11 protein-coding genes are annotated in these 13,642 nt (G+C 62.5%); 6 read left to right on the top strand and 5 right to left on the bottom strand.

The window, feature by feature from the left end; all coding sequences use genetic code 11:
- Positions 1-65 precede the first annotated feature (65 nt).
- Positions 66-1,451: a tryptophanase gene (locus WJM78_RS08925; protein ID WP_339015193.1), complete on the bottom strand. Its 1,386-nt coding sequence runs from the start codon at positions 1,449-1,451 to the stop codon at positions 66-68.
- 641 nt (positions 1,452-2,092) lie between these two features.
- Here WJM78_RS08925 and WJM78_RS08920 point away from each other — a divergent pair.
- Both WJM78_RS08920 and WJM78_RS08915 read left to right on the top strand, forming a co-directional pair.
- Positions 2,093-3,370, top strand: coding sequence for a D-amino acid dehydrogenase (locus WJM78_RS08920; RefSeq protein ID WP_339015813.1), 1,278 nt, complete (start codon positions 2,093-2,095; stop codon positions 3,368-3,370).
- A 423-nt stretch (positions 3,371-3,793) separates the two neighbouring features.
- Positions 3,794-4,915, top strand: a complete 1,122-nt coding sequence (locus WJM78_RS08915; protein WP_339015191.1) for a glycosyltransferase family 9 protein — start codon at positions 3,794-3,796, stop codon at positions 4,913-4,915.
- Between the two features lie 86 nt (positions 4,916-5,001).
- Here the strand turns inward: WJM78_RS08915 and WJM78_RS08910 are convergent, their stop codons facing one another.
- Both WJM78_RS08910 and metE read right to left on the bottom strand, forming a co-directional pair.
- On the bottom strand, positions 5,002-5,667 hold the full coding sequence (locus WJM78_RS08910) for a substrate-binding periplasmic protein (protein ID WP_339015811.1): 666 nt from the start codon (positions 5,665-5,667) through the stop codon (positions 5,002-5,004).
- Positions 5,668-5,896: 229 nt separating this feature from the next.
- Entirely contained in the window at positions 5,897-8,161 is a 2,265-nt protein-coding gene (gene metE, locus WJM78_RS08905; protein WP_339015189.1) for a 5-methyltetrahydropteroyltriglutamate--homocysteine S-methyltransferase, read from the bottom strand.
- A 161-nt stretch (positions 8,162-8,322) separates the two neighbouring features.
- Between metE and WJM78_RS08900 the strand changes: the two genes are divergently transcribed.
- A complete protein-coding gene (locus WJM78_RS08900) occupies positions 8,323-9,243 on the top strand; it encodes a LysR substrate-binding domain-containing protein (RefSeq protein WP_108536109.1) in 921 nt (306 codons plus the stop codon).
- A 42-nt stretch (positions 9,244-9,285) separates the two neighbouring features.
- Here the strand turns inward: WJM78_RS08900 and WJM78_RS08895 are convergent, their stop codons facing one another.
- Entirely contained in the window at positions 9,286-9,621 is a 336-nt protein-coding gene (locus WJM78_RS08895) for a hypothetical protein (RefSeq protein ID WP_339015186.1), read from the bottom strand.
- Here WJM78_RS08895 and WJM78_RS08890 point away from each other — a divergent pair.
- On the top strand, positions 9,599-10,339 hold the full coding sequence (locus tag WJM78_RS08890) for an SDR family oxidoreductase (protein WP_108536111.1): 741 nt from the start codon (positions 9,599-9,601) through the stop codon (positions 10,337-10,339). The two genes, WJM78_RS08895 and WJM78_RS08890, sit on opposite strands and share 23 nt — an antisense overlap.
- Before the next feature lie 98 nt (positions 10,340-10,437).
- Here the strand turns inward: WJM78_RS08890 and WJM78_RS08885 are convergent, their stop codons facing one another.
- The gene (locus WJM78_RS08885) at positions 10,438-11,343 is read right to left on the bottom strand and encodes a LysR family transcriptional regulator (RefSeq protein WP_339015184.1); all 906 of its coding nucleotides are present in this window, start codon (positions 11,341-11,343) and stop codon (positions 10,438-10,440) included.
- A gap of 101 nt (positions 11,344-11,444) precedes the next feature.
- Between WJM78_RS08885 and WJM78_RS08880 the strand changes: the two genes are divergently transcribed.
- Entirely contained in the window at positions 11,445-12,083 is a 639-nt protein-coding gene (locus WJM78_RS08880) for an NAD(P)-dependent oxidoreductase (protein ID WP_339015182.1), read from the top strand.
- 436 nt (positions 12,084-12,519) lie between these two features.
- Positions 12,520-13,590, top strand: coding sequence for an isopenicillin N synthase family dioxygenase (locus WJM78_RS08875; RefSeq protein WP_339015180.1), 1,071 nt, complete (start codon positions 12,520-12,522; stop codon positions 13,588-13,590).
- The last annotated feature ends 52 nt before the right edge of the window (positions 13,591-13,642 follow it).

Below are 13,642 nucleotides of genomic sequence, written 5' to 3'. Positions count from 1 at the left end.
GCACTGTCGTGCGGGGGCTTTGCTTTTGATGCCGTGCCAATACCCCGGGTTACACCGTCGGAGCGTTAGAGCGGCTTGAGCCGCGCGGTGAAATGACGCAGCAACGGCGGCTCGTAGTCGAAGGTAAGACCGCGGAGCTCGCTGGCCCGCGCCTTCACCGCGATCAGGCAGTCGGCCACATAGTCCATGTGATCCCGGGTGTAGACCCGGCGCGGAATGGTGAGGCGCAGCAGCTCGAAGTCTGCCGCCTCCTGCTTGCCGGTGGCGGGATCGCGCCCCAGCAGCAGGGAGCCGATCTCCACCCCACGCACGCCCCCTTCCAGATAGAGCGCACAGGCAAGCGCATGGGCCGGGAACTGCTCGGCCGGAATATGGGGCAGCAGTTTTTTGGCGTCCACAAACACCGCATGACCGCCAGTGGGTGTCTGAATGGGAATGCCCGCCTCGGCCAGCCGCTCGCCCAGATAGGCCACCTGACCGATGCGATAGGTCAGATACTCCTCATCCATCCCCTCGCGCAGACCGATGGCGAGCGCCGCCATGTCCCGCCCGGCGAGGCCGCCATAGGTAACAAACCCTTCCATCGCCACACAGCGCACCTGCACTGCACGAAACAGGTCGAGATCCTCCTTGAAACAGCAGAGACCACCGATATTGACCAGCCCGTCCTTCTTGGCCGACATGGTGAAGATGTCCCCCAGGGCAAACATCTGGCGCACTATCTCCCCGATGCCTGTCTTGGCGTAAGCCGGGTCGCGCGCCTTGATAAACCAGGCGTTCTCGGCGAAGCGGGCGGCATCGATCACCACCGGAATCTGGTGGCGACGGGCCAGCTCGGAGACCGCCTCCATATTGGCCATGGAGACCGGCTGACCACCGGCGCTGTTGCAGGTCACCGTGATGATGACACCGGCCACGTTGTCGGCCCCGACGGTCTCGAGGGTGTCGGTCAGACGAGGGAGATCAAAATCCCCCTTCCAGGCATAAGGGGCCGTGGTGTCGAGGGCTTGCGGGGTGAGCAGGTTGATGGCCCGCGCCCCCGCCAACTCCACATGGGCCTTGGTAGTGTCGAAGTGGTAGTTGGAGATAAAGACCGGCGCCTTGCCCTGGCAGCGCTTGACCAGCTCGGGGAAGAGGATCTGCTCTGCCCCGCGTCCCTGGTGGGTGGGGATCACATGCTGATAACCAAAGATCTCGCGCACTGTGCGCTCCAGTTCAACGAAGTTGCGGCTGCCCGCATAGGCCTCATCCCCCATCATGATGCCGGCCCACTGGCGATCCGACATGGCACCTGTGCCGCTGTCGGTCAGCAGGTCGATGTAAACATCCTCTGCCAGCAGCAGAAAGGGGTTCCAGCCTGCGGCCTCGAGTGCGGTGCGGCGCTCGGCGCCTGTGGTCTGCTTGATGGGCTCGACCATCTTGATACGAAACGGTTCGGGTATACGACGCATGATCTTCTCCTTGCACCAGCCGTGCGAACACCTGGCGACAGTCACCAATATGAAATGAAAACAAGTGGGGTTAACGCAGGGAGATCAGCGGCGAGGGAAGTCGCACACCAGCACTATATCTTGCAGATACCAGGGCAGTGTGTGGGGACTGGCGGTGGGCCAGCCTGATGGGGCGTCAGCAGTTCGGGTCATCACATCCTTTCCTGTGGTGGTCTAACACGAGCAAGCCAGTAAAACGCGCATGCACCATGCAATGCGCTGACCACTCTAGGCAGAGGCTGTATGGGGCGACAAGCGACACGCATCACCGTTGCGATCGGGCGCACAAATTTAACAACCCAGTTACCTTTGGCCGCATAGACGATCATGGGGTGAATGCGGAACCAGCCAGCCCAGGCCCCCACCAACACATCCTGCCGCAGTCATAAACATCGCATTATTGTGATAAATCATCATTATCAGCTGGCAATAAATGTTAACGCAGTGATAAATCATATTTTCAAACGAGTGGATTTGCCGATCACGCTACCGGTGATAACGTGTGGCCTGTGCGCTGGGTCCCTCTCTTTGTCCGCTCGCGACAAACGCAGTAACGGGAGCGGGCCAGCCCTCATAAAAACAGCAGGATCGGCCGGTGGCGCCTGCATAACGACAAGGATGGTGTGATGAAGATAGTGGTGTTGGGTGGTGGCGTGATTGGCGTAGCCAGCGCCTGGTATCTGGCCAAGGCAGGTCATCAGGTGACCCTGCTGGAACGGCAGGAAGGAGTGGCGCTGGAGACCAGCCATGCCAATGCCGGTCAGATCTCTCCCGGTTACGCGGCGCCCTGGGCGGCGCCCGGCATTCCCCTCAAGGCCGCCAAGTGGCTGCTGCAAAAACACGCCCCCTTCACGGTGCGCCCTACATCGGATCCATTTCAGCTGCGCTGGATGCTGAAGATGTTCGCCAACTGCACTCCGACTGCCTATGCCATCAACAAGGGGCGCATGGTGCGCCTTGCCGAATACAGCCGTGACTGCATGAAGGGGCTGCGTGATGAGCTGGCCCTGGATTACGAGGGACGCCAGCTCGGCACCCTGCAGCTGTTTCGAAGCCAGGCCCAGCTTGATGCCAGCAAACGGGATATCGAGGTGCTGGAAGAGTATGGCGTGCCCTACCAGTCATTGGATGCCAGCGGTTGTGAGGAGGTGGAGCCTGCGCTGGCGCGGGTACGCGGCAAGATAGTGGGCGGCCTGCGCCTGCCGGGTGATGAAACCGGCGATTGCTTCCGCTTCACCAAGGCACTGGCCGCCGAGGCGCAAAAACTCGGGGTGGAATTTGTCTTCAACTGCGCTATCGACGAGATTGAACTGGCGCAGGGGCGCGCCGTAGCGGTGCGGGCCGGTGAGCAGCGTTTCAAGGCCGATGCCATCGTCTGTGCGCTGGGCAGCTATGCCACCGGCTTCCTGCGCCCGCTTGGGCTCGATCTGCCAGTCTACCCGGTCAAGGGCTACTCCCTCACCCTGCCGATGGCCAACCGCGATGCGGCGCCACGCAGTACAGTGCTGGATGAAACCTACAAGGTTGCCATCACCCGCTTCGATGATCGGATCCGGGTCGGCGGTATGGCGGAGCTGTCGGGTTTCAACCTGGCGCTCAACCCGAAACGCTACGACACCCTGGCCATGGTGGTGGGGGATCTCTTCCCTGAAGGGGGGGACATACAGCAGGCCGAGTTCTGGACCGGGCTGCGGCCTATGACGCCAGACGGTACCCCGCTGGTGGGCCCAAGCCCTGTGCCAGGGCTCTGGCTCAACACAGGCCACGGCACCCTGGGCTGGACCATGGCGGCAGGGTCGGGCCAGCTGTTGGCGGATCTCATCAGCGGCAACACGCCCACCATCAGCGATAAGGGGCTGACCCTGGCCCGCTACGGCTGAGACTGAGACTGCCACAAGGCCTGATCCTGCAGCAAGGCCTGCCGATCCTGGCGACTGCTGCCGAGCAGCTCACCGTACTGCTCCTGGGCAAGATCGCCCTGGCGGGTCGCGATGCACTCGCTCGGCTGGGGAACGCGGCCTAGGTAGCCTGTTGCAGAGAAAGGCCAGCGTCACTGCCACGGCAGAGGCCAGCGCGCAGGCAAGCGGCTCACACAAACATGGCGTCCGGTCCGCCGGCCGCCCTGTTTGTATTTTTCATCAACAAAGTGATGTCCGGATGCACACGGTTGCATCCAAAATGTGACGCCGCAGAAAGTTCTCACAAAAACAATGGGTAACGATCCCTTTTTTCTCTTCTCTTAACGCTTTCTTAAGACTTGCCGTGTACCCTTGATGTCAATTTCATCAACAGAGCCACTCATCATGAGCACCATCAGAGACGCCCTGCGTCGCTTCGACGGCCAGCGCCGTTGCTGGACAACCGGGCTGGAGCGGGCAGCCCTCGCCTGGCTTGCCAAACGCGGCAGGCTGCCAGCCTCAAGCCAGCCAGCCCAACGGATCCTCATCATTCGCAGCACGAACCGCATCGGCAACAATCTGTTCTTGCTGCCCTTTTTGCAAAAGGTACGCAGTACCCACCCCAACGCCGACATCGAGCTGGTGTGCAGCGGTGGCCAACTGCTCCCCTTTCTGGCCGATCTGAAACTGCAACAGGTGCATCAGGTCAGATTGCAGGGTAAGCAGCTGATCGCGGCCCTGCCCGTGCTGTGGCGCCTGGGGCGCCAACAGTATGACCAGGTTTATGTACCGTTCGCCTCCAGCACGGATCACCTCATCGCCGCCTGGGTGCGCGCCAGCGAGAAGCTGGGTTTTGAGGAAGCCAGGGGGGATGTGCTGTTCGATCGACCGATCGCCTCCAACGACCAGTGCCACTATGCCCACCAGCCGCTGCAACTGCTCGGCCTGCACGCAAGCCTCGCCGATCAGATTGAACTGGGCAGTATGCTGCACACCGCCTGCCCACACCTGACGGCGTTGATACAGAGCCACCCGGGCCGACCCCTTATCGGCTTTTTCACCGGCGCCCGCAAGGGCAAGGGGCTCTCCCTCCCCCAATGGCAGCGGCTGCTCGGGGATCTGCGCCGCCAACGCCCGGATGCCCTGCTGATCCAGTTCAATGATCCGGCCGATCCCCTGCCTCTGCTGGGCGACATGCCGGTCTCCCTGCGCAACTTGAGCGAATTGGCCCGCTTCGCCAGCGGCCTCGCGCTCTTTGTCAGCTGCGACACGGGCCCGCTCCATCTGGCCGCCGCCAGCGGCGTGCCTTGCCTGGGCCTCTTTACCCAGACAGATCCCGAGCGCTACGGCTGCCTCGGGGCCCAGCACCGCAACCTGGTCGTCAACGATCGCAACGCCATTCCCCTCGATCCCCACTGGCTGGCCGAGACGCTGGCACGTGCGCAAACACCCAGAGAGCGGCAACCCGCCCTCTCCAATGCGCAATACCAGAGCCCATCCCAGGCCCCCCAGCTGGTGGCACACTGACCACGATGACGCAGCCACAAAGAGGGCGGCCTTGGCCGCCCTCTTTGTTTTAACAAGCCGTGATCCGGCGCCAGGGTGCAACAGCCTCACCGATAACGCGCCTCAATGCGAGCCAGCTCGCCACTCTGACGCAGCCTGACCAGGACGCGGGAGAACTCGGGCGCCCGGCGCTGAAAAGGAGAGGTATGGGCGATGCAGAGGGTGAGCGGGGTCAATCCCAGCTGAAGCGGCACCTCTATGATGCGCCCCGTCAACCCCAGCTGGCGAAGCTTGAAGTTGGCCACGATGGGATCCGTGATCATCACATCCCCCCTGCCAGCAGAGAGCATCTTGAAGACGTTGTCCACGTTCATGGTCAGATGGACCTTGAATCCCACCAGATTCTCCTTGCCCCAGCCATTGCCTATGTAATCGAGGATGGTGAACGTCTTGAGATCCGCCAGGGTGCGAGCCTGATTGAGCCGCGCCAGCTGGGGGTGCCCCGCCTGGGTGAACAGGGTCAGGGTAGAGAAGGCGACCGGCTCCTCCACCACCCGGGTGTAGTCCCCCCGCGCCCGGGTAGGCACAGTGACAAAGCCATCGGCCTGGCCGGCTAGCACCAGTTTCTGGGCCCGCAGCCAGGGATACCCCTGATGAGTGGCGCGGATGCCGAGCTCGGCCGCGACACTGTCCATCACATCCACCATGATGCCCCGCATCTTGCCTTGCTCGTCACGCCAGGAGTAGGGGGCAAAATCATCGAAATAGACCATGTTGAGCGAGGGGCCTGGAGCAGCCAGGGGGCAACTGGCCAGCAACAGCGCCCATAGACAACCGATCCAGACACCTGTTTTCATCATTTCCTGCCCCGCCCACATCACCCAGCCCTGAGCCTAACGCACGCGCCCGCACAAAAACAGAGGGAAGGCATGCGCCTTCCCTCTTTCATTATGCCCGTACTCTGTCGTGGTTTACTGCTGTGTTGCCAGCATGACTGCCGAACTAAGCCAGCTCGGCCCGCAGCGCCCTGGTGGCATTGACCATCACCTTGAGGGCCGCCTCAGTCTCTTCCCAACCGCGGGTCTTGAGGCCGCAATCCGGGTTGACCCAGAGCCGCTCGGCCGGGATCTGTTTGGCTGCCTTGCGCAGCAAGCCCTCAATCCAGCTCTGGCTCGGCACGTTCGGCGAGTGGATGTCATACACGCCAGGCCCGATTTCATTGGGATAGTTGAAGCGTTCGAACGCTTCGAGCAGCTGCATCTGGCTGCGACTGGTCTCTATGGTGATCACGTCCGCATCCAACGCTGCCACCGCCTCTATGATGAGGTTGAAGTCGCTATAACACATGTGGGTATGGATCTGGGTGCTGTCCACCACAGGGCTCGCGCTCAGACGGAAGGCGCGCACCGCCCAGTCCAGATACGCCTGGTGATCCTGTTTGCGCAGGGGCAAGCCTTCGCGGATCGCCGGTTCGTCGATCTGGATGATCTTGATGCCGGCAGCTTCGAGATCCGCCACCTCGTCGCGAATGGCCAGGCCAATTTGCAGGGCGGACTGCTCACGGCTCACATCTTCGCGCGGGAAGGACCAGCAGAGGATGGTCACCGGGCCCGTCAGCATCCCCTTCACCGGCTTGTCAGTCAGGCTCTGGGCAAACCGGGTCCACTCGAGGGTCATGGGGGTCGGGCGGTCGATATCGCGGGTGATCACCGGCGGCTTGACGCAGCGGGAGCCATAGCTCTGCACCCAGCCGAAGCGAGTGATGGCAAAACCGTCCAGCAGTTCACCGAAATACTCCACCATGTCGTTGCGCTCGGCCTCGCCGTGCACCAGCACGTCCAACCCGATGGCCTCCTGGCGCTCGATCGCATCCTTTATCTGGGCCTGGATACCCGCCTCGTAGGCGCTATCGTCGATGCGACCGGCCCGCCACTCCTGACGCAGCACCCGAATTTCCGAGGTCTGCGGGAAGGAGCCTATGGTGGTGGTCGGCAACAGCGGCAGCTTGAGATCATGGCGCTGGGCCTGCGCTCGCACCGGATAGGCACTCTGGCGGTCGAAATCACTGTTGGTCAGGCTGGCAAGGCGCGACTGTACCGCTTTCTTGTGTACCCGGCTGTCGGACTCCCGCGCCACGATAGGCTGACTGTAGGCGGTGATCTTGTCCAGAGCTCCGCCATCGAGATAGTCGGAGAGCAGCCCCAGCTCATAGCACTTTTGCAGGGCGAAGGCGAACCAGCTGCGGGTCTGGGTGTCCAGCTCGTGCTCCAGGGTGAGATCCACCGGGCTATGCAACAGGGAGCAGGAAGAGGCTACCCAGAGCCGCTCGCCCAGCTTCTCTTTCAATGCTTTCAGCGTCGGCGCCAGCTTGGCCAGATTGGCACGCCAGACGTTGCGGCCATTGATCACCCCGGCAGAGATGACCCACTGGGCCGGCAGGTGCGGGACCAGCGTCTCAAGCTGCTCGGGTGCCGCCACCAGATCCAGGTGCAGGCCATCCACCTTGAGGCTGGTGATGATGTCGCGCTGATGGGCAACCGAGCCGAAATAGGTGGTGAGCAGCAGCTTGCAGGGACCGCTCAGGCGCTCATAGGCATTGAGATAGGCCAACCGCCACTCGTCCGGCAGGTCCAGCGCCAGCACCGGCTCATCGATCTGCACCCACTCCACGCCTTGTGCAGCCAGCTTGGCCAGGATCTCCTGGTAGACGATAAGCAGACGGTCGAGCAGTTCGAGGCGCGAAAAGCCGCTCTCTTTCTCCTTGCCAAGCCACAGATAAGAGACGGGCCCCAGCAGCACAGCCTTGACTGGCAGTCCCAGCGCCTTGGCCTCTTCCACTTCGTCAAACAGCTGGCTCCAGCCCAGCTTGAAGCGCTGGTCGCGGCTGAACTCGGGCACCAGGTAGTGATAGTTGGTGTTGAACCACTTGGTCATCTCGGCGGCGGCGGCAGCCGGGCCGGTCGGCGCACGGCCACGGGCCACCCGGAACAGGGTATCGAGATCGGTGTCACCGTGGCGGTGACGGGCAGGCACTGCGTCCACCAGCAAGCTGGTGCCGAGCACTTGATCGTACCAGGCAAAATCCCCCACCGGCAGCAGGTTGACCCCGGCGGTGCGTTGGGCCTGCCAGTGACGCTCACGCAGGCTCTTGCCGGTGGCGATAAGTTCCGCCTGAGTGGTCTCGCCACGCCAGTAAGATTCGAGGGCAAATTTCAGCTCGCGCTTGGCGCCGATACGGGGGAAGCCTAGTGTGTGTGCTCGTGTCATAGGTCCAATTCCTTATGCTCATTCATCTGATGGGAAACTGGATGATTTGGCCATCCAGATGTTTACACATCCAAAATGACAAGATAAGGTGGCGTTGGCTATTGAATCCTTTTCAACAGCCTCTCAAAAAATCCGCGATTGATGCAACAAGGAGCCATGTTATGGCAGTGCCAAGCAATGCAGGTCTGGAAATCAAGCACTTGAGAACCCTGACCGCGCTGGCCGAGCAGGGGTCGCTGGCCGGTGCCGCGCTGACTCTCAACCTCACCCAGTCAGCCCTCTCCCATCAGCTCAAAGAGCTGGAGACCCGCCTCAATCTGGAGCTCTACCTGCGCAAGAGCCGCCCCCTGGTGCTGACGGCGGCAGGCCAGCTGCTGCTGAGTCTGGCCCGCCAGGTGTTGCCCGCGCTATCCCAGACCGAGAAGCAACTGCACGCCCTGCAGAGCGGCGATGCGGGCAGGCTGCATCTGGCGCTCGATTGCCACAGCTGCATCCAGTGGCTGCTGCCGCTCTTGCCCGACTTTCGCCGCCAGTGGCCGGGGGTGGATCTGGAGGTGGAGTCGGTGCCCGGCTTTGATGCCATCAATGCCCTGCTCGGCGGTCAGCTCGACTTGCTGCTCACCTCGGACGTGCAGGCCCGCGGCGATCTCCACTTCGAACCGCTGTTTGCCTTCGACCTCAACTTGGTGATGGCGCCGGATCACCCCCTCTGCCACCAGAGCCGCATCGAGCCGAGCGACCTTGGGCCAGAGGTGCTGCTGGTCTACCCGGTGGAGCGCAGCCGCATGGATATCTTCAGCCGCTTTTTGCAACCCGCCGGCGTGGAGCCCGCCCGCTGCAAGCTGGTGGACAATACCTCCGTCATGCTGCAGATGGCCGCCGCCGGGCTCGGGGTCGCCGCCCTGCCGCGCTGGGCCAGCGAGGAGTTTGTGCGACAGGGCTTGCTCGAAGCCAGGCCGCTGGGGGGCGGAGTCCGCCGTCATATGTATGGCGCAGTGCGCGCCGCCGACAAGGATCAAGCCTGCCTGCAGAGCCTGTTCGAGCGCATTCGCAGCAAGATGGGTGAGCAAAAAGAGGCGTAAAAACACCGCCGATGGGGCAATACAGGTCAGTTAAGGGTCTTTTCAGCGTGGGCCATCGTCTGCCCTGTCTCGTGCAAGAAGATCCGCTGCAGCTGCCAGCACGGCCAGGGGATACGAGTGGGGAAGATCGGTGTCATTGAGGGTCGGGAACGCGACCAGCAGAGGGGCATGCCCGCCCAAGTGGCCACATTCAACATAGCCGCCCCCCATGCCTTCAACAAAGCCGTCAAGCCAGGTTGTCAACCTGTCACAAAAGTAACGCATTTCCCTGTCAGATTGTTTTAAAACAAATATATCAATTAGCCTGAAAAGCCCATAAAGTCCTCGTTCGAATCTTTTTTCAGGGAGAGCAAAGATGAAAAAAATTGCCTTGATCACCGGAGCCCGTGGCGGCATAGGATCTGCTATCACCACCGCCTTGCTGGCCCAGGACTATCGCATCATTGCCACCCACTCCAGCGGCAACGGTGCAGCGGCCCACGACTGGTACGGGGAGCAGGGTTATCGACCGGATCAAGTGCGGCTACTGCCACTGGATGTGACAGACACCGCCATGTGTCGTACAACACTGGGTCACCTGTTGCAGGACGAGGGCCGGGTGGACGTGCTGGTCAACAACGCCGGCATCACCCGGGATGGCGCCTTCAAGCGCATGACACCTGAGCAGTGGTTCGAGGTGATCCAGACCAACCTGTGCAGCCTCTACAACGTGACCCAGCCGTTGTTCGACGCCATGTGCGAGCAGCGCGATGCCCGCATCATCAACATCTCCTCGGTCAACGGCCAGAAGGGGCAGTTCGGTCAGGTCAACTACTCGGCAGCCAAGGCGGGCATGCTGGGCTTCACCAAGGCGCTGGCGGCGGAGGGAGCCCGCTTCGGGGTCACGGTCAACGCCATCGCTCCCGGTTACACCGCCACCCCCATGGTGGAGGCGATCCGCAGCGATATCCTCGACAGCATCAAGGCCGATATTCCCATGCACCGCCTCGCCAAGCCGGAGGAGATCGCCGCCGCCGTGGCCTTTCTCGCCAGTGAGGCGGGCGCCTATATCACGGGGGAAACCCTGTCCATCAACGGCGGCCTCTATATGAAATAGCGCCGGGATCAATGCAAGCGACAGAGGGCAGCCAACAGGCTGCCCTCTGCTTTTAGCAAGTCAAGACAAGATGGCGCGCCCCCTGTCAGTCACCCGGCTCAGGGGCGCGCCGGCACGGCCCCCGACGGCTCGGCGAAGTGGCTGCGCAGGGCCGTGATCACTCGTCGCACCTTCTCCGGGATCTCCCGCTGGGGAGTAATAGCGTGGATCTCCATGGGCGGCACCCGAAAGCCCGGCAGCAGCTCCAGCAGCCGACCCTGGGCGAGATCCTCGGCGATTTCCCCCTCAGGTTGCAGCGAGACCCCCTGCCCCACCAGCGTGAACTGGCGCAGCGGCAAGACGTTGTTGCACACCACCCTGGGCTTGGGTTTGACCTTGTGGCCCTGCCCCTTGTCGTCGAAGAAGGTCAGGCCCCCGCTCAGCATGTCCGCCGCTAGCCAGTCGTGTTCCAGCAGATCTGCCGGGCTACGCGGTGTCCCCTTGCGTGCCAGATAGGCGGGCGAGGCACAGAGCAGCATCCGGGTCTGGCCCAGCTTGCGCGCCACCAGGGTGGAGTCGGACAGGGTGCCGACCCGCAGCGCCACGTCAATGCGCTCGGCGATGAGATCCCGCTTCTCGTCGTCGGCGATGATCTGGATGCACAGGCCGGGATGGGCCTGCAACAGCGGCGACAAGGCCCGCGCCAACGGCTGGCCCGCCATCCCCACGGGCGCCGTGATCCGCACCTCGCCGAGCAGGCTGTCGCGTACCTCGGAAAGGCGCAACTCGGTCTGGTTCAATGTCTGTTGCAACGACTGGCATCCCTGCCACACCACTTCCCCCGCCTCGGTCAGGTTGAGACGACGGGTGGAGCGGTGCAGCAGGGGGAGGCCAAGCAGGCTCTCCAGCTGGCTGATATGCTGGCTGACGGCGGAGGGAGTCATGCCCAGGGCCTTAGCGGCGCCCGTCATGCTGCCCGCCTCCACCACGGCGGCAAAGATGGCGTAACGTTTGAGCTGTTCCATTGTTAAATCCAGCTTACAAGTGAATCAATTTCATAGCCGATTATTAAATCACATTCGACGGCGTAGGATAGCCTCATTCCAACAGTGAAGGAGAATCCCCCATGAAAATTGCCCTGATCGGTGCCAGCGGTTTTGTCGGTACAGCCATCCTCAATGAAGCCGTCAGCCGCGGCTATCACGTCACCGCCATCGTCCGCGATGTCAGCAAAGTCGCTGCCCACCCGCAGGTCACCGCCGTGGCGGTAGATGCCCAGAACCCCCAGGCACTGACCGAGGTGCTCAAGGGGCACGACCGGGTGATCAGCGCCTACAACCCGGGCTGGAGTGCACCGGACATCTACGACCAGTACCTCAAAGGGGCCAAGGCCATAGTCGCGGCAGCCAAAGCAGCCCACAGCTGGTTGCTGGTGGTCGGTGGTGCCGGCAGTCTGGAAATCGCCCCCGGCGTACAGCTGGTGGATACCCCGGACTTCCCGGCCGAGTGGAAGCAGGGCGCCCTGGCGGCCCGCGACGGTCTCACCGCCCTGCGCCATGAAACCACCCTCGACTGGCGTTTCGTCTCCCCGCCCGTGTTCCTCGAACCCGGCGACAAGCGCGGTGGCTATCACCTCGGTGGCGATCAGGTGCTGTTCAGCGGCGACAAACCTGCCGGGATCTCTGTCGGCGATCTGGCCGATGGCGTGCTGAACGAGGTGGAAAAACCGGCCCACCTGCGCCAGCGCTTTACCCTGGGCTACTGAGTAGGTAACGCGGGGAGCAGGCCTTTGCCTGATCCCCGCTCAACGCACATAACAAGCAGGGAGGCATCAGCCCCCCTGCTTGCTTCCCGTCCCCGATAGCCCGGCCCACTCCCGCCAGTGACCGCTATGCCAGCCAGACGCTTGTTCTCGCAATAGCCGGATGCCCGCTGCGCTGGTGGGACTGTCGGTACCAGGCCCCATAGACCGCTCAATAAACACCCACCCGAATGAGTGTCGAATTCTATTTCGATTTTTGTATATAACTAAGAATAATTTGTTGTTTCCGTCTTATAACACCGAACAGTAGCATCACCCTCAATCCAAATGGCGCCATCTTTACCGATCGGCCCGGTGGCTCACCACCGATCGACGCGCTGTCGTTTTTGCACTGAGTGGCCGGAAAACAGCCCGGCGCTCAGACAATGAGGAGGTGCACATGGCACATTCACCACTGCCGAACATCGATCTCGCCGCACTCGAAGGCGCCCCTGACACTCGTCGTCAGATGCTGGCCCAGCTTGGCCGAGCGGCCCGCGAAATTGGCTTTTTTTATCTGACAGGCCATGGCCTGAGCGAGGCGCAACAGACAGAGACCCTGGCGCTGGCGGCCCGCTTTTTCGCCCTGCCGGAGCCGGAAAAACGCGCGGTGCAGATGGTGCTCTCTCCCCATTTTCGCGGTTACAACCAGGTGGGTGCCGAGCTCACCCGCCAGCGGCCGGACCGGCGCGAGCAGTTCGACATTATGAATGAAGCGCCTGCGCTGGCAGAGGACGAGATCCATTCCCCCTGGCAGCGGCTGATAGGCCCCAACCAGTGGCCCGCCGCCCTGCCCGAGATGAAAACGCAATTGCTGACCTGGCAGGAACGGATGAGCGACATCACCCTCACCCTGCTCGCCGCCTTTGCCGAGGTGCTGGAACAGCCGGTCGGGGTGTTCGAGGGGAGCATTCGCGGCGCCCCCTACCAGCACATGAAGCTGATCCACTACCCGGGGCAAGAGACGGGCAGCAGCAGTCAGGGGGTCGGCGCCCACAAGGATCCCGGCTACCTGACCCTGGTGATGCAGGACCATCACTCCGGGCTGGAAGTGGAGACTGCCACCGGCTGGATCCCGGTCCCGCCCCTGCCGGGTGCGCTGGTGGTCAACATCGGCGAGTTGCTGGAGCTTGCCTCCAACGGCTATCTCAAGGCGACCCTGCACCGAGTGGTGAGCCCGCCGCCCGGGGTATCACGCCTCTCCTGCGCCTTCTTTATGGCGGCGCGGCTCGATGCCACCGTGCCCCTGCTCACCCTCTCCCCCGAACTGGCAGCGCAGGCACAAGGCCCCGAGAGCGACCCCGCCAACCCGCTCTTCTATCAGGTGGGGGAGAACGTGCTCAAAGGGCGGCTGCGCTCCCACCCCGACGTGGCAGCCCGCCACTATGCCGCCGCCCCGGCTTCAGCCAACCAGCAGCCGGCAAGCGGGCAGACGACAAACAGCGAGCGGCGCCAACCGCAGCCAGCCTGACGCTGCCACACCGATTAGACGTGGGATGCCGCAGCGTCCCGCCATCAGATGA

The sequence above is a fragment of the Aeromonas popoffii genome (assembly GCF_037818705.1).
In the GTDB taxonomy this organism is placed as follows: domain Bacteria; phylum Pseudomonadota; class Gammaproteobacteria; order Enterobacterales; family Aeromonadaceae; genus Aeromonas; species Aeromonas popoffii.
This window is presented reverse-complemented; position numbering and strand designations above follow the sequence as displayed.